Below are 21584 nucleotides of genomic sequence, written 5' to 3' on the forward strand. Positions count from 1 at the left end.
AGGCTGAGACAATGTTGTGCCCCAGCCTCTCTTAAGATATATCATCTTAATTACGACGTTGTTTTAGTTTTCTAGATAATGCAATTTTGGCTTTCGTTAATTTTGGTTTTACATTTTCAATCGCCATGTAGAGAGGACGATTTAACACATAATCAAATTCACCAATTTTTTCACTTAAATATGTGCCCCAAGATTTTTTGAACGCCCAAAGTCCGTAGTGTTCTGAATCTTTATCTGGTGCGTTATCTGTACCACCGAAATCATATGTCGTTGCACCATTGTCTCTCGCATATTGCATCATGTGAAATTGCATATGATGGTTTGGTAAGTAACCTCTATATTCATTAGAAGATGCTCCATAGAGATAATATGCTTTTTCACCACAGAACATTAACAACGCGCCTGAAAGATAAATACCATTTGGTTGTTTTTGTTGTAAGTCTTTCATTTCATCATAACGTTGTTGTGCTTTATCTAATTTCGTTTTGTTATCGTTTAATTTATTAATTGTGCGTTTATCTTCTTTTTTCTCTTTTAATTTTGCTCTTTCATCAGTTAGTGTCGCAATTTCGTTTTCAATTGTTTCGAGCGTTTCGTTCGGATCTAATTTTACGAGGAATAATTCGGCATCGCCATCAGGATGTAATGCATCATAGATCGTTTCAAAATAGCTTAAATCACGTGTTAAGAAACCATCACGTTCACCTGTAATCTGCATTAAGTTTGCGAATGTTTTAAGTCCTTCACGATCAGAACGTTCTACAGTAGTACCGCGTTTCAATGATGAGCGCACTTTAGAGCGGTTACGACGTTCGAAACTTTGAATGATTTCATCATCCGGTTTATCAATTGGAGTAATCATTGCCATACGTGGTTGAATGTAGTCTTTAGAGAGCCCTTCTTTAAACCCTTTATGTTTAAAGCCTAATTCGTTTAAGTGTTCTAATGCTTCTCCGCCCTCTTCTACTTCAACATATGGATCTATTTTAATCGCGTAAGCTTTTTCTGCTTTCGCAACTTTTTTTGTTTCTTCTAATAGAGCTTTGAGGGCTTCTTTATCTGAGTAATCGGTCACAAACCCTCTGGATACGTAACAAAGCGTATATGGAAGCTTAGGTACCTTTTTAAAGAGTAGTTGTCCTACGCCTTTAATCTTTCCATGTTCACCTACAGCAACACGTCTTGAATACCAACCAGTCAGTTGCTTTGTTTCAGCCCATTTCGTTAATTGTAATAAATCTCCCTGTGGATGAGATTTAACAAAAGCATCGTGCTCTTGGTTCGTGATATTCATTTTCTCCATAAAATTTGTATCTCCTTTTTCATTACAATATCTATATTATACAAGCTCATATCCAATCTTTCACGTTGAAACGTCTGTGAAGAATAGTTACATTTCTAATCACAACACCGTTACTTACAGGACGTCATACATCATAATCTATGAGCTTTAAAGCGTCATTTCTCGTTTGGTTAAAATTAAACTTCGAAACGATATTGCGCCCGTCGGATATTAATCGTATATGGATCAGTCGCATTTGTATCTTGTAACACAACAGTCTGATAACCTGAATGATCTGCGACAAAGATACGGAAGATGATGTCGTCATTATTCAGTTTCAAGTCAGTATATTGCTCGTTTTCTTCTACCACTTGCATATCAAACCACGTTTGCCATTTCGCAACGGTATGAGCTCTTTCTGAACTGTTAATGCCAATCATGCGAATGTTAAAGTTGGTCTGTCTTAATTGACTGAGTTGTTGCTCTCTGACTTCGTTGGGCTCATTCCATTGGATAAAAAAGGGCGGTTTAACTCGGTAATCTGGATCAGCTAAATATAATAATCTCCATTTAATTTTCTCACCTTTTTTATTTACCCGTTCCATATTCACGGGACCAATGACGTCGACTTGTCTCGCTTCTAAATCTGCTTTCACTTGGTCAATATCATCCGTTTGAAATGCGATTGATTTAAATCCTTGGTGGAAATGGTCTTGCACGATTTGTGATGGAAATGTCACTCGTCCTTCTTCGGTTTTGACTATCTTTTGCAGTTGCTCTGTTCTATATACATCTAACAACTCTAAATATGCATTTTCGACATAAACTAAACGATTAAATGTTCCGAGCTGCTCATGCTGTCCTCCTGGATGAATCTTAAACAAATTCCCTGGGAACTTGAAATCAGGTAATTTTTGAACATAGTGAATGATGTGGTCTAATTTCAGTGGCAACATGACGCCGAGCCTCCCTTTTTCATCTGCTTACTTTCATGGTATCAAACTTTGCTGTTGTTTTCCTTTATGACTCCATACGTAATAGATAAAGCATCATTGTTTCGTAATCAATCGTATGAGATATTTCGTTTTAAAATGTATGGTTAACGGACACTTAAGGCGTTATCATACAATTTCAGCTAATATATGATCTTCGTTTTGTTCAATTTTCTCAATCACTTCATCAAAAAATAATTTTTGTGCAGAATCAAAATAATAATAAACTTGGCGCTCATCCGTTTCAGATCGCATTTTTGAAACCAATTCTTTTTTATAAACTTTACGTATCAATACATCAATTTTACTCATATCCCACATGAGCTCAAAGTGAAGTGTATCCCTTAATGCTTTTCCACTTATTTTTTCATTTTCATAGACGTGATACAGTAAAATGAACTCTTCTAGCGTCATTTTGAAATTAAATTTTAATGTTTGTCTCAACTGGCTCAAGGTACGTTCAATAGTAATAATCTGTCTTAATTTGTCATTCATGTCGGTATCCTCCTACAGTATCTTGTTGTTTTTTCGTGATAACTTTACCAGCGTGTTATTAACGTATTATATAACATGTGCTAGTCTAATGCCACGCGGGGCTATCGCGTACAACTTGAATTATCCTAGCGTACATATCACATATTTTCAAAAAAAGCTCAAACAAAAAAACAGGTTAACGTTCTATCACACTCCTTCATAGAATGAAATAAAACATTAACCTGTTTCAAACCGGGCATCGTTAGCCACCAATGTAGTTCATATTAATTTTGTGTCGTTTGCGATTTTCTACAGTGGCTTCTGTACGTTCGTCTGAATAACGATCATCACGTATTTGCCACAAGGCTTTAAATTGTTCTCTCAAATCATCATCTGTTGCCCCTGCACGTAAGAATGCTTTGACGTTAAATCCCTCAACAGAGCTAAATAAACAGCCATAGAATTTACCATCAGAAGACAATCTCGCCCGTGTACAAGAAGAACAGAAAGATTGAGACACACTCGTGATAAGACCAAAACGCGCGCCGTTATCTTTATGACGATAATATTTCGCAACTTCACCATAATATTGTGGTGGTTCAGGCTCAATATCAAAACGAGATTCTATCATCGTCAACATTTCATCTTTTGTGACCACTTTAGAAAAATCCCATCCATTGTCATTACCGACATCCATAAATTCAATAAACCGCACTTCGATATCTCTATCTTTAAAATATTGGATCATTGGTAAGATTTGGTCATCATTGACCCCTTTTTGAATCACCACATTGATTTTGACATAGAAGCCGATCGATACAGCGTAATCAATCTGTTGCAGTATCGTGGATGCTTTAATATTTCGATTGTTAATCGCTTGGAACACACTATCATCAATCGCATCTAAACTGACATTGATGCGACGTAATCCGGCATCATATAATTTTTGACCGTGCTTTTTCAGTAGAAGGCCATTTGTCGTCATACCTATGTCTTCTACGCCTTCTAATTGATTCAATTTATATATTAATTTGTATAAATCTCTACGTAATAACGGTTCCCCGCCTGTGATACGGATTTTCTTCACACCGAGTTCCGTATATATTTTAGCGATACGTACCATTTCATCAAATGTTAATAATTCATCTTTAGGTAGAAAAACATAGTCATCACCGAATATTTCTTTCGGCATACAATAGTCACAACGGAAATTACAACGATCAGTAACTGACAATCTTAAATCCCTAATAGGTCGACCGAGTTTATCAGTTATTTGTGCTACCATAATATAGCCCCCTAATTATTGACTATTTGTGCTTTCAACGTATCTAAATCTTTTTGAGAATTGATGTTTTTGTACCAATATTTAGGTGCTTCTATCGTGTTCACATCTAACCATTCCGTATTCACGAGTTGATATAGGTGTTTAATACTCAAGTCATCTGACTCTAACACGGTTTCAATTTGTTCTAAAACATTGCGGTTGTAAAATGCGATCGTCGGATATGTTCTATCGCCTTCTTTGAAACCAGCAATATTCAATTGGTCGTCAATTAAATGTTCAATCATAAATTGGTACAAGTGACTAATCGCTTTTTGAGTGATCATCGGGGTATCGACGGAAACGATAAAAAATGACGTTTCTTCGGGATACTCTGCCATAACGGAATATATACCTGCTAAAGGTCCTTTATTTTTATGACGTGCCTGATCTACAATGACATGATCATGGTCAAATTGTGAAGCGAGCGTATCATTAGTACTAATGATAATTTCATTGAATATATTAGTCGCTTTTAACACATCTATGATTCTTTTATAAAATGTTTCCCCTTCTATTTCTGCAAAGGCTTTCGGTGTGCCAAAGCGTTGTGATTGTCCCCCAGCAAGTATAATTGCTTTCATTTTTCTCTCAACCTCCACTAACTGGTGGTATCAAAGCGATGATATCATCTGATTGAACCACATCATTATCTTGTACAAATTCTTCATTCACTGCCACTTGAAAGTGCTTTTGTGAAATCTCTGGGTGTCTCTCAAACAAATCCGTTTTGAATTGATCAACGGTTATATCGTAACTGAGATCAATGGTCTCAGATTCCATTTGTAATAGTTCTTTAAGTTCTGCAAAGTAAAGTACTTTCATGCATCGTGCCCTCCTTTACTTGCATCATCATGTGAACCGCGTTGACCGCCTTGCCATTCCGCACCATCTTCCCAAATTTCTTTTTTCCATATCGGCACTACTTCTTTAATCCGTTCAATTGCATATTCATTTGCACGATACGCATCTTTACGGTGGGGTGAAGAAACGCTGATACATACTGCAATATCAGAAATTTGTAATGGGCCGATACGATGGACAATCGCCGTCTTAGTCCCTGGCCAATACGTTTCAATTTCGTCTCCAATTTGCGCAAGTTTCTTTTCAGCCATTGGAACATAAGCTTCATATTCCAAGTACTCTGTTTTCACGCCTTTCGTCCATTCACGGACATGTCCAGTGAAAACGACAACTGCGCCTTGATGAGCATTGAGCACGAACTCTCTGTATGACTCAGGATCAATCGGTTCAGTAACAACTGCAAATTGCTTCATCTATTTCATTCCCTTAATTTGTTGCGTCATCCATGCGTCGTATTGTGCCAAAGCGTCTTCATCTTCTAAATTGATTGCATACACAACGTTTGTGCATTGTTTTAACTGTGCTAATTCTGCTTCGTTCTGATAGACAATCACCTTGGCATAGTCAGCATGTTTGAACCCTTCTATGAGAAGTACGTCAAAGTCTATTGTAACAGATTTGTCAATTATTTCCGTAAGCGTTTGCTTGCTTGTACGGGTTACTGTTTGTTGATACGCCCGACCTTGTACAATGCTTTGATCTGCCCCAGCTTGAAAATGTTTCATATGATCGACATGTTCGTCTTGTAACGTAATATCTTCCGCTTCATGGCCGTGATGTTTTAATGTGGCCACCGTCAATTGTTGCTTTTTCAATAATGCAACAGTATGGGCCATTAACATGGTTTTACCCGCGTTTTTGTAACCTACGATTTGTAAAATCATATGAGTAGTTCCGCTTCTAACGCTGAAGAATCAGTCAAGATCACATTGACGGTATAGCCTGCTTGATAACCTCTACTTCCTCCAGGCAACATGATCATCGCGTTACTGTGAGCGATCGCAACGACGGCTCCTGATTTATTAAAACCAGAAGGTACGACGGTCATCGCTTTACCATTAAAGGTCACTGTAGCACGAATGAAGCGCGTAAATGGATTGGCTTTTTTAAAGTCTTCCATTAATGTTGCTTGTACCACTTGAGGATAAATACGCGTAGCACCCATCATGTGGAACACTGCGGGTTTAACAAATAATTCAAAACCTGTATAACAAGCGGACGGATTACCTGACAAACCAAATAAATACGTATCACCCGCCACTGCTACCGTTGTCACGCTTCCAGGTCTCATTGCCACTTTATTGAACAGTACTTCCGCATTGAGTTGTTGATAAATCTCTGGTAAGTAATCATAATCCCCAACAGAGACACCGCCCGTTGTAATGACAATATCATGGTTTTCTGCAGCCTCTTTCACAACTGCCAAGCTACTTTCAAGGTCATCTTGTTGAATTTTATACGTGTCTACATTTAAACCGATTTTTTCTGCGAGTGCTTGAACCATGGGCCCATTTGAATTTCGTATTTTGCCTGGTTCTAACTCATCAGCCACATCTAACAGTTCACTCCCTGTTGCAATGACTGCCACGCTCGGTTTTTGATAAACAGGCACCTCTGTATAACCATAAGTCGCTAATACCGCTATTGCACCGGCATTAATGTGTTGACCTTTTTGTAACACGACGTCGCCTACAGTTGTTTCTTCACCTTTTTTTGACACATTATCTCCCGGTTCGAATGTTTTACGTAAAGTGAAAGTACCTTCCCCTTCTGTCGTTTGTTCTAACATGACGACTGCGTCTGCACCTTCAGGCATCGCTGCGCCTGTCATGATACGAACCGCTTCGTGGTCACCAACGGCGTGCTCTGATACACTCCCTGCACCAATATGATCAATCACCTTAAACTCAGTGCGATGATCACCACTTGCACCTTCAGAATCTTTCGCTCTAATCGCAAAGCCATCATACGGCGACTTATCAAAACGTGGAATTTCATACGTTGCGACAATATCTTCTGCGAGTACATAGCCTAAACTGTCATTGAGTTTGACTTGTGTTGTATCCATGAAAATATCTTGTTTTACTACTCTTTGAATCGCTTCTGTAACTGGGATAGGATGTCTCTTTTCTACTGGCATGATTATCATTCCTTACTTATTTATATTCATGCTATACTACTATAAATAGGAGGTATAACATGTCTGACTTTACACATATCAATGATCAAGGTAACGCTAAAATGGTCGATGTTTCAACGAAAGACGTTACGAAACGTACAGCGACAGCGCATTCTAGCATTACCGTTAACCATACAATTTATAATCAAATTATCGAACATACTGCTAAAAAGGGGAATGTGCTCAACACTGCTCAAATTGCTGGAATCATGGCCGCGAAAAATACAGCAACCATCATCCCGATGTGTCATCCCCTCCCGCTAACAGGTATCGATGTCAACTTTGACTGGGAACAACAAGACGATGATGCCTATCAATTAAACATAGCCACAACCGTCTCTACGACAGGTAAGACAGGCGTTGAAATGGAGGCGCTCACTGCAGCTTCTGTCGTTGCTTTAACGGTTTACGATATGACCAAAGCCGTCGATAAAGGCATGGTGATAGGCGAAACATATCTCGAAGCTAAATCAGGTGGTAAATCTGGAGACTATCAACGTTCAGCCAACAACGATCAGTAACAGATGCCTTTTCATTTCAAAATGAACATGAATGATACGTGGAACAAGTAATCCTATCATTCATGTTCTTTTTTGTGATTAAATCACCACAACCCGTTACTATTTTGTTACTTCTAACACGAGGTGATTTAACTCGGGTTTAATTAATTTTTCTAAAGCTAATTTGACCGCACCTGTAGAGCCCGGCAAGCTAAAAATCAGTTTGTTATTTACTGTGCCACCCAATGCTCTTGAGAGCAGTGCACGCGTACCGACATCTTCTGTATAGCTTAAATATCTAAACAGCTCTCCAAAACCTTCAATTTCTTTCGTCAATAATGGTTGAACTGCTTCTATCGTGACATCTCTTGCAGCGATGCCTGTACCACCTGTCGTGATGATCACATCAACATCTGTATCAAGCCAACTTTTAAGCTGTGACGTAATGGCTGCTTTGTCATCTTTCACAATACGATAATGTGCTGAATCGATCGCTACATTGAGGTCTGATAATAAAGACTGAACCAATTGGCCGCCTTTATCCGTCTCATAATCTCTCGTATCTGAAACCGTTAATACGGCACATTTAATATCTCGATCTAACTGTACATTGGTATGCATAGACATTTCTAAGTCTCCCTTCTAACCAAACAATTGGTTGATCAATGTAACTGCTTCTGCTGGGCGCGTCGTTCCATGAATCAGTAAACGACCACTGTTAAAGCTTACAATACGATACCCTTTATACTGGAAACGTATCATATAAGGATTACTTTGATAGTTCATATGATGCGAATCAAGAAATTCCTTTAACATTTCCTGGGAAATATGTTCATTCTGATACTGTACGGTATCGCGACCACATAAGGATGCAAACTGGCGTTGGGTTTCGTCTAAATGTGGAAAAGTAGGATGTTCCCCACACGTCTGACATGTATCTCGTTGCAACTTACTAAATCCAATCGTATGATGATTACCTTCCCATAAATTGCCGTACGTCATTTTCGTTTGTGCCGTTTGGCCTGTTAAAATTTTAAGCGCATCTCGTAATTGTAAACTCGTCGTCATCGTCACAGCGGGTTGAATCACACCTACAGTATCACACGTTCTATTGATTACTGGTAACTGTGGCATCAAACAATGAAAACACGGTGTTTGTCCCGGTATGAATGCTGCCTCAACGTATGTACTTTCAACGACTGCGCCATAAATCCACGGGATACGTTGTTGGTACGCAAAATCATTGATAAGTTGCCGTGTTTCAAAATTGTCCGTCGCATCTAGGATTAAATCGACATCACGCACATGCTGATCTAAAAAATACGCATCGACATGTGCGATGTGTTCGTGGACGGTCAAGTCTTGACGGATTTCACTCAACGCGCGTTTTGCAGCAATCACTTTGGGTGTCGCCGATGTTGCATCATGTTCTGTAAATAACGTCTGTCTTTGCAGATTACTGAATTCGATATAATCTCGATCGACTATCGTAAGTTGTTCAACACCGGCGCGTGCGAGACCTTCTGCTAAATGTGTACCCAAGGCCCCCATCCCTACAATGCATACATGACTATAACTGATTTTCTCTTGTCCATCTGAACCGATTTCTTTAAAAAGTATTTGTCTAGAATAGCGTTCTTGAGTCACAGTGAGGTCCCTTTCTTTCGTCATGATCTATTCGTTTGAGTGAGATTTACTAATTATTCTACGTTTCAATACTAGGTGAGCGATACATTCACGCACCGCTAAAATACGGGCTTTTACTTGGTTATAAATATAACACGATATAGTACCTTGGTCTAATGACTTTGACTACACGACACACTTCTCATGACCTAGATAAAATAAGTACGTCATACGCATGCATTACTTCAATAAACGTATTAAAGGGATTATGTTATACATAACGATTAAAAAATTAACTTTTATCTAAATCACTTTTTTATATAAATGATCGCATAGGGTTGCATTTCTCTCATTACGCACGCATAATTAAAGAAGTAACTGGAGGTGTAGACATGCCACATTCAACAGATGATGAAAATCGCTTAGAACAAGCTAAAGACATCGTCATCAACTCTATAGGGGAAACAATGGATCTCTATGGCATCAATCGTAGCGTTGGTAATTTATACGGTACGATGGTGTTTGAAAAGAAAAGCATGACCTTAGATGAAATGCGAGAAGAATTACAAATGAGTAAACCAAGTATGAGTACGAGTGTGAAGAAACTCCAAGAATTCGATGCTGTGAAACAACGCTTCATTCGAGGCAGTCGAAAGCAACACTTCACTGCTGAAAAAGACTTCTTTACGTTTTTCGGTAAATTCTTCTCTCAAAAATGGAAACGTGAAATCAAAATTAACATGGATGCCATAGAAGAAGCTGAGGTACTCCTTCAAGATATTTTAAACGATGATGAGACTGACGATACAGTGAGAGAACAAGCTCAGTCTGTCATGGATCAAATTGACCACTCCAAAACCTATTACACTTGGCTCGGTACATTAAGTGATGCTGTCGATTCTGGTGAGATTTTTAAATACTTCCCTATTCCTGAAGATACTGAGTCCACAAAAAAGTGAAGCCGTCATAACGACTTCACTTTCTTTTTAACAATTTCTACTCAACGTACACGATCACACACATTGAGCTACTGTCCTATCTTAATCACTTCATCCGCGAGTTGTTCCGCTTCATAGTTTGAATGTGTCACAAAAATGATTGGAATCCGCCACTCATGAAAGATGCGTTTGACCAACTGCATCCCTTCTTCTTTCGTCGCATCATCTAAGCTTGAAAATGGCTCATCTAATAAAATAATATCAGGCTTTGTACTCAATGCACGCGCTAATGCAACACGTTGTGACTCCCCACCTGATAACGTCGCTGGATATTGCTTCGTTAAATGTTTGATGTTGAGTTCATTCAACAAATTCTCAATATGTTCACTCGGTTTCGCCATAAACGTAATATTTTGATATACCGTCATGTTAGGAAATAACTGGTAGTCTTGAAAGAGATAACCGATATGGCGTTGTTGAATCTTCACATCTACGTTGTTGCGAGAATCTTTTAATACATGACCATTAATCTCGATATAGGCATCATCGGGTTCACGTAACCCCGCAATCATATTCAATACTGTCGTTTTACCTATGCCAGAGGGCCCTTTGATCGCATAAATCTTTGGAGTTTGATCTTCAATGTCTAACGTTAATTGCGTCTTTTTAAGCATGTGTGTCAGTTGAAGCTTCACCGTCTAATCAACCTCCTTGTAACGATCATGGTTCAAAATATTAATCGTACCGATGACTGTAATCGCAAATGCGACGAGGACGAGCACCCATAACCAAGCTTGATGCTCTTTCCCTTGTTCTACTAAGAAATAGATCTCAAGTGGTAATGTATTGGTTTTATTAGGGATGTAGCCAGCCACCATTAACGTCGCACCGAACTCACCAATTGCCCGCGCAAAGCTCATCATCACACCAGATAAAATCGCCCGTTTCGATAAGGGTAAGACGAGTTTCGTAAAGATTTTACCTTCACTTGCACCCATCGTACGGGCGGTGTTTAACATCTTACTATCAATACCTCTAAAGCCCTGTACCGTATGTTGATACATAAGCGGAAAGCTCACGATAACAGAAGCTACCACTGCTCCGGTCAGCGTGAATACAACTGGTAAATGTAACACTTGAGCAAAAAATTGCCCTACAAAGCTACGCGGTGAGAAGACGATGAGTAAGATAAACCCCATCACGGTCGGTGGTAACACAATAGGGAGCACGATGATACTCTCTAAGATTCTCGCTAGGACACCGCTTCTTTGATACAACCATTTTGATATGAAGATGCCGAGAATGGTTACAATCAACGTGCTAATCACCGCAACCTTAATCGATATCCAAAATGGCGTAAAATCAGCCATCGCTAGGACCTCCTATTCTTACGCGTCGAATTGGTATTTCTTCAAGATGTCTTTCGCTTCGTCTGATTTCAAGAATTCGATGAAATCTTTACCTGCTTTATTATCAGAAGTTGTTGCTGCTTTATAAATGATTGGTGATTTTAAGTCTGCATCGTCGATTTCTTTCACGTTTGAATCACCATTTTTCTGAGCTTGATATAAATCCGTTTTGTAAATATAACCTAATTTCGCATTTCCTTTTTCAACATAGTTCAACACTTGTTTAACGTCTTTTGCGAAGACAAAGTGTTCTTTTGCCATGTCATAAAGGTTTTCTTCTTTAAGGTATTGTTCTGCATATTTACCTGCAGGGACTGATTTAATTTCACCGATAGCTAACTTTTCATCCCCCTTTAAATCTTTAACAGATTTATAATCACTATCTTTATCTCCTACAAGCACGAGTTTGTTTTTCGCATATTCATAGGTATTATCTGCTTTGTCTTTGTCCTCTAACATGTCAACGTCTTTCGTGTTCGCAGACATGAAGACATCCGCAGGTGCACCTTTTTCAATTTGTTGTCTTAATGCACCTGACCCCCCGTAATTAAATGTCACGTCTACATCTTTGTGGTCCTTTTCAAAAGCTTTCTCTAAATCTTTAGATACGTCTGTTAAGCTCGCTGCTGCTGATAATTTAAGTTCTTGCTTTTTGTCGCCATCGCCAGAAGATGATTTGCTATCGCTGTCATCTTTCGCTTTTTCATCATTTGAACATCCTGCGACGAGTAATGAACCTGCAAGTACGGTTGCTAAAATGTGTTTTGGTTTCATATGAAATCCCCCTTCTTTCAGTTAAAGTGATTATATAATGCCCGTGTCTAAAAAGGAAGTTTTTATATAACTTTCTAATTGTGTTGAGCTAAATCCATTCGCTTTTTTCACAATATAGCCACATTTAGCGTCTTCAAACCTATTCCTATTGAAAATGAGTCCTTATTCATGTAGCGAAACCCTCCACAGCCGAGGAAGGTCACTTACATTATTTTCACTTATAGTGTAGCTATGAAGCGCTTGAAGGCTTGCTGTCCTTGTTCATCATTTTTAAACACACCTGCATCTTCTAGTACACGGGTGAATTTATAACCCACTTCTTTATGTACAATTTGCTCTACGTTCTCTTCGGTAATGTCATATGACGCTAACATGTCATCGGCCCATGATTGATGTTTACCTAAGTCGCCGTCATATTGGCCGAGTAAGTATTGTTCAACATCTTGTAATTCTTGTTTGAGTCGCCCAGGTAAAATCGCTCTCCCCATCACTTCGATGAGGCCGATATTTTCTTTTTTAATATGTTGCACATCTTGATGCGGATGGAAAATGCCGTCTGGATACTGTTCGGATGTCTGATTATCACGCAGCACGATATCTATTTCATAGTGTTGATTTCTAAAACGCGTGATCGGTGTAATCGTGTGGTGTCGTTCTCCATCCTCACTATACGCTTTTATATCTACTGAAGCATCAGAATACTGATTCCAACAATCCATCACATACGTTGCTGCGTCAATGAGGCGATGTTTGTCACTACTTCTTAAACGAATGACGCTCATCGGCCAATATAAACGCGTCGCTTCGATATCCGAGAATCCTTTTAATTCGATTGATTCGACTTCTTTAGCATGATCCATCGGGAACGTATGACGCCCACTTTGATAATGGTTGTGTGACATGATAGAGCCCCCAACAAGAGGAATATCAGAGTTAGATCCGATAAAATAATGTGGGAATTGATCAATAAAATCTAATAAATTAATAAATGTTTGTCGATTGATTTGCATCGGCACATGTTCCGTTGCAAGTACAATGCTATGTTCTTCAAAATAAGCATAAGGAGAATATTGGAAACCCCAACGTTCCCCATCTAATTGAATGCGAATAATCCGATGGTTCGTTCTTGCAGCTTGTGTTTCAGAACCGACATAGCCCTCATTTTCCTTACTGAGCGCGGATTGAGGATAATCGATCTGTGTGGCATGGCGTGCCGCTTCGATATCTTTAGCACTTTTTTCAGGTTTAGATAAGTTAATCGTAATCTCTAAATCACCATAAGTTGTCGGCACTTCATAATTGATGTTGCGCGCAATCGCATCTTCTTTCACGTAATGACTGCGTTTAGACAACTCATAAAAATAGTCTGTCGCGCGTTCTGGATCCTTCGCATACAACTGTCTAAAATGATTATTTACTACTGAAGGCGGCGGCGTCATCAAATCCATGAGTTGGGCTTCAACGATCTCTTTACTTGCCGTCGTATCTGTGATCGTTCCAGCGTCCACACCTTGGTCTATCCAGTGTTGAACAAGTTCGATAGGTGTAGGCGTTACGGCTTCTAAGTCTTCGTACCCCGTTACCCCAGAGGCACCAACAATACGGACGATCTGATTTTGTAAGTAAATCGCATCTTCATATTCATATTGCGTATGATTGATAATCGCTTCGATAAATTGATCTAGCTCATTTTGATTTAATAACATGTTTAATCCTCCGTCACTTCGTTATAGCCATGCTCATGTTGTTGATGCCATGACCAAGCTGTACGAATAATATCATTAATATCATCATGTTGCGTATTCCAGTTCAATTGTTCTTTCGCTTTATCACTTGATGCAATGAGTTTGCTTGGATCACCTGCTCGGCGTTCACCTACTTCAGCAGGAATCGGCTTACCTGTGACATGTCTTGCAGCTTCAAGGATTTCATATACTGAGTAGCCTTGGCTGCTACCTAAATTGAACGCACCAGATGTCCCTCCTTGTTTTAAATAGTCAAAAGCGAGGATATGGGCTTCGATTAAGTCTTCTACGTGCAAGTAATCTCGAATACATGAGCCGTCTGGTGTATCGTAATCATCACCATAAATAGTCAAGTGATCCCGTTGCTGTAGCGCAACCTGTAACACGATTGGAATCAAATGCGTTTCTGGTCTATGGTCTTCACCAATTGAACCGTCAGCTTTGGCACCTGCGACGTTAAAGTAACGAAGGGCTGCATAACGGATACCATGGGCTTCACTTGCCCAGTGAATCATTTTTTCCATCATGAGTTTACTTTCACCGTACGGACTCGTAGGTGCTTTACTGTCATCCTCTGTAATAGGTACTTGATCAGGCTCTCCATAGACAGCCGCAGTAGAAGAAAATACGATGTCTTTAACGTGGTGTGCTAGCATGACCTCTAACACGATGAGTAATCCATATACATTGTTGTTAAAATATGAGAGCGGTTTTTCCATTGATTCTCCTACGAGGGAATAGGCACAAAAGTGAAAGACCCCTTCAATGTGCTCATTATCAAAAACATAAGTTAAAAAGTCTTTATCTCTAATGTCACCTTGATAAAAGATCGCATCTGGATGAATCGCGTCACGATGACCTGTACCCAAATTATCAACTACAATGACATCGTAGCCCTTATGAATTAACCCATCTACTGCATGGCTTCCTATATATCCTGCGCCGCCTAGAACTAATACTGACATGTTATACTCCCTTTCTAATGTATGTTAAAACTTACGCTTGCGGTCTCACTACTCTATCTCTAATGATTTCACACCATCTGCAATGGTCACATGGTAAAATGATGGACTGTAACCGATTTTATCTTGATACGCTTCGGTTACTTCTTTTTCTAATTGTGCTGTGTGATCTTTATGAACAAGAGCAATCGCACATCCTGCAAACCCTGCACCTGTCATTCGCGCACCTAACACACCCGGTACTTGTTGGGCCGTTTCAGCTAATGTATCAAGTTCTAATCCTGTGACTTCATAGTCTTCTTTCAATGACTGATGTGAAGCGTTTAATAACTCACCAAATGTATTGAAATCATGTGCTTTTAACGCTTCGTAAGCCTGTTTTGTACGCTCATTCTCAGAAACAGCATGTCGTGCTCTACGCTGATTGACCTCCGATTGAATCAGTTGCTTATTTTCTTCGAACAGCGATACAGACAGTTCACCTAATGATTGTATGTTCAACTGTTGTTGTAAATCTTCGAGTGCCACTTCACATTGTGCACGGCGCTCATTATATTTCGACTCAGTTAAGCTACGTCGTTTGTTCGTATTCATGATAGAAATGACATAGTCACCAAACTCGGTTGGCACATAATGATAATTCAATGAAGCGGTATCGAGTAAGATGGCATGATCTTGTTTACCCATGCCGATAATGAACTGATCCATAATGCCTGTATTGACGCCGATATATTGATTTTCAACGTACTGACCCATCTTGATGAGTGTCAGACGATCAACATCTAAATCAAATAATGATTTCATCAACCAACCTGTCAGTAATTCGATAGATGCTGAAGAAGATAAACTTGCCCCATTCGGAATATTGCCTTCTATCAACATATCAAAGCCATGATCCAGCTCAGAAAATTGCTGTTTGAGGTAATACACCATTCCTTTAGGATAATTGCCCCAATCATGTTGTGCATCATAATCAAGTGCATCCAACTCCATTTCGAGCACACCTTGTTGTTCGAAATTATTGGAGTACATGCGAATATGCCGATCGTCTCTCTCTGACACTAAGCCATAAGTTCCAAGTTCTATCGCAGCAGGAAAAACATACCCACCGTTATAGTCTGTATGCTCCCCTATTAAATTGATTCTTCCAGGTGCAAACGCACTCACGTCTGGTTGTGTGTTAAATAATGTTTCGAACTGTGCAGTCAATCTTTGCAGCATAAAATCCCCTCTTTATAACATGTCTCATGTTTCATTATTATTATTTTATTATTTACTATTATTTCTCAATTTAATTTTACTATAGTTCTAACAATTCGCAATGAAGAAGTATTTCAATCAGCCATATACTTTTAAGAAAATCCAACCCTATGTGAAACTGAGTTGTATATTTTCACATTCATCCATAAATGCGCTAAAATGTAAGCACAATTAAAGTATAAGGTGAGATCATGAGTGAAGATGTACTAAACAATCAAACCATCGTCCGTTACGAGGATGGTGAATTAATAGAAACTGAAGATAGTTATGCGGCTGAATTTCCACTGACTATTATGGTGAACGGCGAAGAATTTGCGACGGTCATCTGCAGTCCAAACCGCTTCGAGGAATTAACGTTAGGATTCCTGGCATCAGAAGGCGCGATCATGAAATTATCCGATCTAAAATCAATTCAAATTGATGACAGTAAGGGCTTTGCTCACGTCGAACTAACAAAAGCATTGGGAGATCATTTTCAATACTCTTCCAAACGTATGATTGCCTCTTGTTGCGGTAAAAGTCGTGAGTTTTACTTTCAAAATGATGCTGCCATCGCGAAAACCTCTATGACACAAATCACGCTCCACCCTAAACAAATCATCAACATGATGGAAAAGCTCCAAAGTGCAAGTACCGTCTTCAAACAAACAGGTGGACTCCATAACGCCGCAATTAGTGACGGAGAGTCATTCTTTGAGCATCGTCAAGACATTGGGCGACATAACGCACTAGATAAACTATATGGTTATTGTATTCAACACCACATCCCAGTTCGAGATAAAATCTTAATCTTTAGTGGGCGTATCTCTTCAGAAATATTGATTAAAGCTGCAAAAATTGGTGTCGGTATTATTTTATCCAAATCCGCACCTACCACACTGGCAGTGAAACTCGCTGATGATTTAAATATCACAGCAGTCGGCTTCATCCGTGATGGTAACTTTAATGTTTACAGCCATCCAGAACGCATTGTTGCGCAATCAGATGAGGCTTGAATCTACTCCAACAAAATACAAGAATTTGACTGGTAACAAGCAACCAGTGAAACCATTTGATATACGAAAAGCCATGGAATGACGTTAAATCATTTCATGGCTTTGTTTTGAATCAATGAAAATATTTGAAGCAGCCAGCGATTCGGCCGTACTATTCCCTTTTAATCTAGTGATTCTTTTAAAATTTGGTAACAATAACCGAGGTACACATAACCTTGTTTCACATACATTTCTTTCGCACTATCTTCACCATCTGCAACTAAGATAAGTGGCCGCGTACCTGCTGCTCGGGCTGCGAAGGCTTGGATGGCTGATCCGATGCCCTGATGTTGATGTGATTCGATAACCCCAAACCCATCTATTTCAACGGTGTGCGCCGTCATGATGAGATCCACCACACCGACTGGTAGCTGATGTTGATAGGCAATGACACGTGCTCTATTATCTTTGAGATAGTTTTGTCTAATCGCTGCGTTCATTTCTTTCATATAGGCTTTCCCAAACGGAAGCGAAAAATGACTATAGACAGATATGTAATCTTCGATGTTCGTTTCGTCTACCCATTGAATCTGTAAATCATCAGGTATTTGATATGAATCCCATGCTGCTGACTCAATCGCATACAGTTCTAAATACCCTACTTCAAAATCATATGATTTGATTGCTTCAAGCAACGCACCGTCTAACATCACATTTTGCGGAAAGGCAAACGACATGTGGTCTGATTGTTGTGCGCGATGTTGCTGGCGCTGTAACGCGACATCTTGTTGCCACTCTGTGACGGATGGCACACGATGGTACACCCACTGATTTTCATGGAACGATAAAGGATGTTCTGGCGTTAAATAAATGGTTCTTCGTTTATCTTTGTCTGAGATCGTTCCATCATGTGCAATATCAGCCATGGTTACGTGATACATGGGGCAATGCCTCCTTCGTTATGATTACCCCTATTTTAATATTAATTGTCTGAAACGGCTATGATTTAGTAATATATTACCAATCAGACTCGCAACAATCGCTTTGATGATATCACCAGGCATATATGCGAGTGAAATTTGAACCGATTTCATCACTGGAATATTTGTAATAAGGCCCATGATGATTGTTCCAACTATATCTAATAAAAGCACACCGAAAATGAGCGTTGCAATAAACAATACGATAAAGTTTAAACGATTAAACATGACATCACGAACAAGTCCAATCAAGTACGATACGACAGGATATAAGAACAGGAACCCGGCTGATGGTCCGGCAAATACACCGATGCCACCTCTACCTCCAGAGAGGATAGGTAAACCTGCTGCAACAAGTAATAAGAATACAATAATACTTAATGTGCCGTAACGTCTTCCTAACACGATTCCCGCTAAATATATACCGATGTTTTGTAGCACAATCGGCACCGGTATCCCTGGTAGCGGTACACCAGGTACAATACCTAATATCGCAATGATGGCTGTCATCAATGCGGTGAAAACTAAATGTCTGGTTGATATACTATTTCCTTTCAATGTGAAACCTCCTTTAATGAAATTATTATAGCATAAATGTAAACCTTTAAAAATAAAAGTTTACATTATAATCATTTTCCAATGATTACTGCTCCATTGGTACAGTTTATATGCGAGTGAAGCTGATCGCAGTTTTACCATTCTTGAGCATAAAAAAACTGCCTACAAAAAGTTAATTTTGTAGACAGTTTGAACGGTGATGTCATGCGATATAACATTTCCCTATTCTACTGATGTCATTTTCATTTTACTTTAAATTATTTTTTTAAGAATTTGTCTTTTAAGTCTTTGCGCATGTACTCTAATGTGTATGGATCATTGTACCAGTATGTTTCAGCTTGTACTTCGATCACGTTACCGTTTTTCACTGCAGGAAGGTTATTCCATAAGTCTGTTTTTTCATAACTTGGTGTTGCTTTACCTTCACCAGTAGAAACGATGTAATCACCTGCATAGTCAGCTAATTTTTCTTGTTTGATTTCAGCCCAACCTTCTTTTTTAACGACATCGTTAAGTTTATCAGGAATGTTTAGACCGAAAGCTTGGTAGATGACTTCACCACCACGGCCCCAGTTTGGACCATAGCTGTATAATTTTTTATCGAATTCGTCGAAGATAGAAACTGTAGCTTCTTCACCGATTTGGTCTTTGATTTCTTGACCATCTTTTTCAGTTTTAGATTTCCATTCTTCTTCCCATTTTTTCTCTTCATCTTCTTTACCAACTAATTTAGCTAGTTCTTGTTGTTGATCTAAGTATTTATGTTTAGCGTAATCAAATACAACAGTAGGCGCTATTTTTTCGTATTTTTGGATGTTTTTGTCTGTTGAGTAAACGATGATTAAGTCTGGTTTTGATTTAGCGACTTTCTCTACATCATTTTCACCGACTTTAGTCACATCTTTAAATTTATCTTTAAGTAATTGACTTTGGTCAACTTGTTCGTTAACTGCTACGATGTTTGCACCTAAATATTTTAATCCACCTGCGTATGTTGGTGCTACTACTGCAATACGTTGTGGATCTTTAGGAATATCTATTTTTTTACCACTATCTTGCGTATATGATCTAGTTTCTTCTTTTTTATTATCTTTGTCAGAAGAATCTTTAGAATCTTTATCTGAATTATTACCACATGCTGCAAGTATTAATACGAGCACTAACAGTGGAAATATTAATTTTTTCATAAATGTCCCTCCATTGAAAATGATTATCAGCTACAAACAGTATATCGATTCATTTAATATTTTGCAATGAAAATTTCATTGTATTCAACATTTTTTACGCTATTCTTTTAAAATGACATTCATAAAAGAAATTAAATCTGTTATTTTACATTTAAAAAGTTACCTAAAATAAAAAAACAGCGACTGTAACGCATACGCATCACAATCACTGTTCAAATTAAAATCATACTTTTTAATAAACATCGCTCAATCAAACTGCATTCACTTTGTTAAAAATGTCCGAGTACACTGTGCGCAATATTGGTATATGCTGCATCTTCCATCGGTGGATTGTGCAAGCCTGCGCGCATATCGCGATAATAACGTTGGAGCGGACGTTCCATTTCAAGACTTTTAGCCCCTACAATGCGCATTGCGATATCCACGATTTCTAAACCTTGGTTCATGACAAGGACTTTACTCGCTGAAGTTTCATTCCACAGTTTAGCCCCGTCTTTAGTGACGTTATATAACGCTGCGGTACTCCATAAGAAATGACGTGCTGAGAGTAATAAACTTTCCATTTTACCTATATTTTGTTGAACGGTAGTCAAATCACCAATAGAACCTTCAATACTATTTGGACTATACTCTTTAGCAAAATCAACTGCATAATCGCGCGCTGCCTGAGCAATGCCCAGATAGACACTTGGAATATGGAGAATCCATCCATTCGGTTTTTTAGGCCCTCCACCTCTTACTTCAACAAAGTTCTCTTTAGGAATGTGAACATCATTTAATACTAAGTCGTGACTTTCAGTCGCTCTCATTCCAAGCATGTTCCAATTATCTGCAACTTCAACCCCTGGCACATCACGCTCAACAAGGAAAAAGCCGACTTGCTCTTTATCTGGCATGTACGCACCGACTATAAAATGTGTTAACGCTTTACTCATAGAGGTAAATGTTTTCACACCATTCAACACATAGCCATCTTCATCTTCAACTGCATTTGTTTCAGGTCTACCACCACGTGTCGGGCTACCTGTGTCCGCTTCACTCACTGCTCTATTGACTAGTGCACCTTTTTTCACTGCTTCCGCAAAACGATCTAACATCGCTTCGTCCCATAATTTTTGCTCATACAATTGACCGACTACACTGACGTGCCAACCAATAGATAAAGCTGTGGCACCATCAATACTGCCGAGATAAGATTGAATGATCACCATATCTTCTACTGTTGCTCCTTCACCACCATATGCTTTGGGTAAAGTGAGTAACGTATATCCTTCATTGACGAGCCATTCAATATTTTCATAAGGAAAGCGTGAATTTAAATCATTATATTCTGCTCGCTCTTGAAACGTTGCTTTGACACGATCTAACTTTTCTATCCATTTTTGTTGTATATCAGAATGGATGAGCGCAGAGTATTTCATTTTATCACCTCATACATATGCTTTACATTTTGTCTAACTTCATTCTTAGTTTATCACTCAGTATTCACGATTGAAAGGTTTTATCTGTTAAATTCCTACTTTACCGATAGTAATTAATGTGATATTTTAACTGTAATA

The 21584-nt window shown here is 38.8% G+C and carries 24 protein-coding genes; 3 read left to right on the top strand and 21 right to left on the bottom strand.

The window, feature by feature from the left end; genetic code table 11:
* Nucleotides 1–46: 46 nt before the first annotated feature.
* From ACSBRB_RS06700 to ACSBRB_RS06740, 9 genes are all read right to left on the bottom strand, one after another.
* Complete coding sequence (locus ACSBRB_RS06700; RefSeq protein ID WP_435032140.1) at nucleotides 47–1303, bottom strand: lipid II:glycine glycyltransferase FemX; 1257 nt, start codon at nucleotides 1301–1303, stop codon at nucleotides 47–49.
* Nucleotides 1304–1479: 176 nt separating this feature from the next.
* Nucleotides 1480–2235 (bottom strand): VOC family protein, encoded by a 756-nt coding sequence (locus tag ACSBRB_RS06705; protein WP_435032345.1) that lies wholly within the window; start codon nucleotides 2233–2235, stop codon nucleotides 1480–1482.
* Between the two features lie 168 nt (nucleotides 2236–2403).
* Nucleotides 2404–2769 (bottom strand): transcriptional regulator, SarA/Rot family, encoded by a 366-nt coding sequence (locus tag ACSBRB_RS06710; protein WP_435032141.1) that lies wholly within the window; start codon nucleotides 2767–2769, stop codon nucleotides 2404–2406.
* 241 nt (nucleotides 2770–3010) lie between these two features.
* On the bottom strand, nucleotides 3011–4033 hold the full coding sequence (moaA, locus tag ACSBRB_RS06715) for a GTP 3',8-cyclase MoaA (RefSeq protein ID WP_435032143.1): 1023 nt from the start codon (nucleotides 4031–4033) through the stop codon (nucleotides 3011–3013).
* 11 nt (nucleotides 4034–4044) lie between these two features.
* Nucleotides 4045–4653: a molybdenum cofactor guanylyltransferase MobA gene (gene mobA, locus ACSBRB_RS06720; RefSeq protein WP_435032144.1), complete on the bottom strand. Its 609-nt coding sequence runs from the start codon at nucleotides 4651–4653 to the stop codon at nucleotides 4045–4047.
* A 7-nt stretch (nucleotides 4654–4660) separates the two neighbouring features.
* Nucleotides 4661–4894 carry a molybdopterin converting factor subunit 1 gene (gene moaD / locus ACSBRB_RS06725; protein WP_107392566.1) on the bottom strand — a complete coding sequence of 78 codons (234 nt, stop codon included), beginning with the start codon at nucleotides 4892–4894 and terminating at the stop codon, nucleotides 4661–4663.
* Nucleotides 4891–5346, bottom strand: coding sequence for a molybdenum cofactor biosynthesis protein MoaE (locus ACSBRB_RS06730; protein WP_435032145.1), 456 nt, complete (start codon nucleotides 5344–5346; stop codon nucleotides 4891–4893). Before ACSBRB_RS06730 ends, moaD begins: the two co-directional genes overlap by 4 nt.
* Nucleotides 5347–5817: a molybdopterin-guanine dinucleotide biosynthesis protein B gene (mobB, locus tag ACSBRB_RS06735; protein ID WP_435032146.1), complete on the bottom strand. Its 471-nt coding sequence runs from the start codon at nucleotides 5815–5817 to the stop codon at nucleotides 5347–5349.
* The gene (locus tag ACSBRB_RS06740) at nucleotides 5814–7073 is read right to left on the bottom strand and encodes a molybdopterin molybdotransferase MoeA (RefSeq protein ID WP_435032147.1); all 1260 of its coding nucleotides are present in this window, start codon (nucleotides 7071–7073) and stop codon (nucleotides 5814–5816) included. The genes mobB and ACSBRB_RS06740 overlap by 4 nt, the downstream gene beginning before the upstream one ends.
* A 59-nt stretch (nucleotides 7074–7132) precedes the next feature.
* On the opposite strand from ACSBRB_RS06740, the gene moaC reads away from it, so the two are divergent.
* Nucleotides 7133–7633, top strand: a complete 501-nt coding sequence (moaC, locus tag ACSBRB_RS06745; protein WP_435032148.1) for a cyclic pyranopterin monophosphate synthase MoaC — start codon at nucleotides 7133–7135, stop codon at nucleotides 7631–7633.
* Between the two features lie 99 nt (nucleotides 7634–7732).
* Here moaC and ACSBRB_RS06750 read toward each other — a convergent pair whose 3' ends face one another.
* Nucleotides 7733–8239 carry a MogA/MoaB family molybdenum cofactor biosynthesis protein gene (locus ACSBRB_RS06750; protein ID WP_435032149.1) on the bottom strand — a complete coding sequence of 169 codons (507 nt, stop codon included), beginning with the start codon at nucleotides 8237–8239 and terminating at the stop codon, nucleotides 7733–7735.
* A gap of 15 nt (nucleotides 8240–8254) precedes the next feature.
* The gene (locus tag ACSBRB_RS06755) at nucleotides 8255–9259 is read right to left on the bottom strand and encodes a ThiF family adenylyltransferase (protein ID WP_435032150.1); all 1005 of its coding nucleotides are present in this window, start codon (nucleotides 9257–9259) and stop codon (nucleotides 8255–8257) included.
* Between the two features lie 371 nt (nucleotides 9260–9630).
* On the opposite strand from ACSBRB_RS06755, the gene cudC reads away from it, so the two are divergent.
* The gene (cudC, locus tag ACSBRB_RS06760) at nucleotides 9631–10197 is read left to right on the top strand and encodes a choline uptake/conversion transcriptional regulator CudC (RefSeq protein ID WP_435032151.1); all 567 of its coding nucleotides are present in this window, start codon (nucleotides 9631–9633) and stop codon (nucleotides 10195–10197) included.
* Between the two features lie 68 nt (nucleotides 10198–10265).
* Here cudC and ACSBRB_RS06765 read toward each other — a convergent pair whose 3' ends face one another.
* From ACSBRB_RS06765 to ACSBRB_RS06790, 6 genes are all read right to left on the bottom strand, one after another.
* Nucleotides 10266–10850: an ATP-binding cassette domain-containing protein gene (locus ACSBRB_RS06765; RefSeq protein WP_435032346.1), complete on the bottom strand. Its 585-nt coding sequence runs from the start codon at nucleotides 10848–10850 to the stop codon at nucleotides 10266–10268.
* Between the two features lie 24 nt (nucleotides 10851–10874).
* Complete coding sequence (modB, locus tag ACSBRB_RS06770; protein WP_435032152.1) at nucleotides 10875–11546, bottom strand: molybdate ABC transporter permease subunit; 672 nt, start codon at nucleotides 11544–11546, stop codon at nucleotides 10875–10877.
* Nucleotides 11547–11564: 18 nt separating this feature from the next.
* Nucleotides 11565–12359, bottom strand: a complete 795-nt coding sequence (modA, locus tag ACSBRB_RS06775; protein ID WP_435032153.1) for a molybdate ABC transporter substrate-binding protein — start codon at nucleotides 12357–12359, stop codon at nucleotides 11565–11567.
* Nucleotides 12360–12577: 218 nt separating this feature from the next.
* Nucleotides 12578–14065: a UDP-glucose--hexose-1-phosphate uridylyltransferase gene (gene galT, locus ACSBRB_RS06780; RefSeq protein WP_435032154.1), complete on the bottom strand. Its 1488-nt coding sequence runs from the start codon at nucleotides 14063–14065 to the stop codon at nucleotides 12578–12580.
* 2 nt (nucleotides 14066–14067) lie between these two features.
* Nucleotides 14068–15069 carry a UDP-glucose 4-epimerase GalE gene (galE, locus tag ACSBRB_RS06785; protein ID WP_435032155.1) on the bottom strand — a complete coding sequence of 334 codons (1002 nt, stop codon included), beginning with the start codon at nucleotides 15067–15069 and terminating at the stop codon, nucleotides 14068–14070.
* A gap of 48 nt (nucleotides 15070–15117) precedes the next feature.
* Nucleotides 15118–16287, bottom strand: coding sequence for a galactokinase (locus ACSBRB_RS06790; RefSeq protein ID WP_435032156.1), 1170 nt, complete (start codon nucleotides 16285–16287; stop codon nucleotides 15118–15120).
* Nucleotides 16288–16517: 230 nt separating this feature from the next.
* Here ACSBRB_RS06790 and fdhD point away from each other — a divergent pair, with 230 nt between their 5' ends.
* Nucleotides 16518–17321 (top strand): formate dehydrogenase accessory sulfurtransferase FdhD, encoded by an 804-nt coding sequence (gene fdhD, locus ACSBRB_RS06795; protein WP_435032157.1) that lies wholly within the window; start codon nucleotides 16518–16520, stop codon nucleotides 17319–17321.
* Between the two features lie 161 nt (nucleotides 17322–17482).
* On the opposite strand, the gene ACSBRB_RS06800 is transcribed toward fdhD, so the two are convergent.
* From ACSBRB_RS06800 to ACSBRB_RS06815, 4 genes are all read right to left on the bottom strand, one after another.
* Complete coding sequence (locus ACSBRB_RS06800; RefSeq protein ID WP_435032158.1) at nucleotides 17483–18241, bottom strand: GNAT family N-acetyltransferase; 759 nt, start codon at nucleotides 18239–18241, stop codon at nucleotides 17483–17485.
* Nucleotides 18242–18271: 30 nt separating this feature from the next.
* Complete coding sequence (locus tag ACSBRB_RS06805; RefSeq protein WP_435032347.1) at nucleotides 18272–18823, bottom strand: biotin transporter BioY; 552 nt, start codon at nucleotides 18821–18823, stop codon at nucleotides 18272–18274.
* 272 nt (nucleotides 18824–19095) lie between these two features.
* Nucleotides 19096–20025: an ABC transporter substrate-binding protein gene (locus ACSBRB_RS06810; protein ID WP_435032159.1), complete on the bottom strand. Its 930-nt coding sequence runs from the start codon at nucleotides 20023–20025 to the stop codon at nucleotides 19096–19098.
* A 269-nt stretch (nucleotides 20026–20294) separates the two neighbouring features.
* Nucleotides 20295–21446, bottom strand: a complete 1152-nt coding sequence (locus ACSBRB_RS06815) for an acyl-CoA dehydrogenase family protein (protein WP_435032160.1) — start codon at nucleotides 21444–21446, stop codon at nucleotides 20295–20297.
* Nucleotides 21447–21584 lie beyond the last annotated feature (138 nt).

Origin of the sequence: Staphylococcus auricularis (assembly GCF_051172115.1) — a bacterium.
Classification (GTDB): Bacteria; Bacillota; Bacilli; order Staphylococcales; family Staphylococcaceae; genus Staphylococcus; species Staphylococcus auricularis_A.

What these genes read in the sequence shown, in the direction of transcription:
- ACSBRB_RS06700 (WP_435032140.1), bottom strand. Translation starts at nt 1,303, where the DNA reads ATGGAGAAAATGAATATCACGAACCAAGAGCACGATGCTTTTGTTAAA.
- ACSBRB_RS06710 (WP_435032141.1), bottom strand. Translation starts at nt 2,769, where the DNA reads ATGAATGACAAATTAAGACAGATTATTACTATTGAACGTACCTTGAGC.
- moaA (WP_435032143.1), bottom strand. Translation starts at nt 4,033, where the DNA reads ATGGTAGCACAAATAACTGATAAACTCGGTCGACCTATTAGGGATTTA.
- mobA (WP_435032144.1), bottom strand. Translation starts at nt 4,653, where the DNA reads ATGAAAGCAATTATACTTGCTGGGGGACAATCACAACGCTTTGGCACA.
- moaD (WP_107392566.1), bottom strand. Translation starts at nt 4,894, where the DNA reads ATGAAAGTACTTTACTTTGCAGAACTTAAAGAACTATTACAAATGGAA.
- ACSBRB_RS06730 (WP_435032145.1), bottom strand. Translation starts at nt 5,346, where the DNA reads ATGAAGCAATTTGCAGTTGTTACTGAACCGATTGATCCTGAGTCATAC.
- mobB (WP_435032146.1), bottom strand. Translation starts at nt 5,817, where the DNA reads ATGATTTTACAAATCGTAGGTTACAAAAACGCGGGTAAAACCATGTTA.
- ACSBRB_RS06740 (WP_435032147.1), bottom strand. Translation starts at nt 7,073, where the DNA reads ATGCCAGTAGAAAAGAGACATCCTATCCCAGTTACAGAAGCGATTCAA.
- moaC (WP_435032148.1), top strand. Translation starts at nt 7,133, where the DNA reads ATGTCTGACTTTACACATATCAATGATCAAGGTAACGCTAAAATGGTC.
- ACSBRB_RS06750 (WP_435032149.1), bottom strand. Translation starts at nt 8,239, where the DNA reads ATGTCTATGCATACCAATGTACAGTTAGATCGAGATATTAAATGTGCC.
- cudC (WP_435032151.1), top strand. Translation starts at nt 9,631, where the DNA reads ATGCCACATTCAACAGATGATGAAAATCGCTTAGAACAAGCTAAAGAC.
- ACSBRB_RS06765 (WP_435032346.1), bottom strand. Translation starts at nt 10,850, where the DNA reads ATGCTTAAAAAGACGCAATTAACGTTAGACATTGAAGATCAAACTCCA.
- modB (WP_435032152.1), bottom strand. Translation starts at nt 11,546, where the DNA reads ATGGCTGATTTTACGCCATTTTGGATATCGATTAAGGTTGCGGTGATT.
- modA (WP_435032153.1), bottom strand. Translation starts at nt 12,359, where the DNA reads ATGAAACCAAAACACATTTTAGCAACCGTACTTGCAGGTTCATTACTC.
- galT (WP_435032154.1), bottom strand. Translation starts at nt 14,065, where the DNA reads ATGTTATTAAATCAAAATGAGCTAGATCAATTTATCGAAGCGATTATC.
- galE (WP_435032155.1), bottom strand. Translation starts at nt 15,069, where the DNA reads ATGTCAGTATTAGTTCTAGGCGGCGCAGGATATATAGGAAGCCATGCA.
- ACSBRB_RS06790 (WP_435032156.1), bottom strand. Translation starts at nt 16,287, where the DNA reads ATGCTGCAAAGATTGACTGCACAGTTCGAAACATTATTTAACACACAA.
- fdhD (WP_435032157.1), top strand. Translation starts at nt 16,518, where the DNA reads ATGAGTGAAGATGTACTAAACAATCAAACCATCGTCCGTTACGAGGAT.
- ACSBRB_RS06800 (WP_435032158.1), bottom strand. Translation starts at nt 18,241, where the DNA reads ATGTATCACGTAACCATGGCTGATATTGCACATGATGGAACGATCTCA.
- ACSBRB_RS06810 (WP_435032159.1), bottom strand. Translation starts at nt 20,025, where the DNA reads ATGAAAAAATTAATATTTCCACTGTTAGTGCTCGTATTAATACTTGCA.
- ACSBRB_RS06815 (WP_435032160.1), bottom strand. Translation starts at nt 21,446, where the DNA reads ATGAAATACTCTGCGCTCATCCATTCTGATATACAACAAAAATGGATA.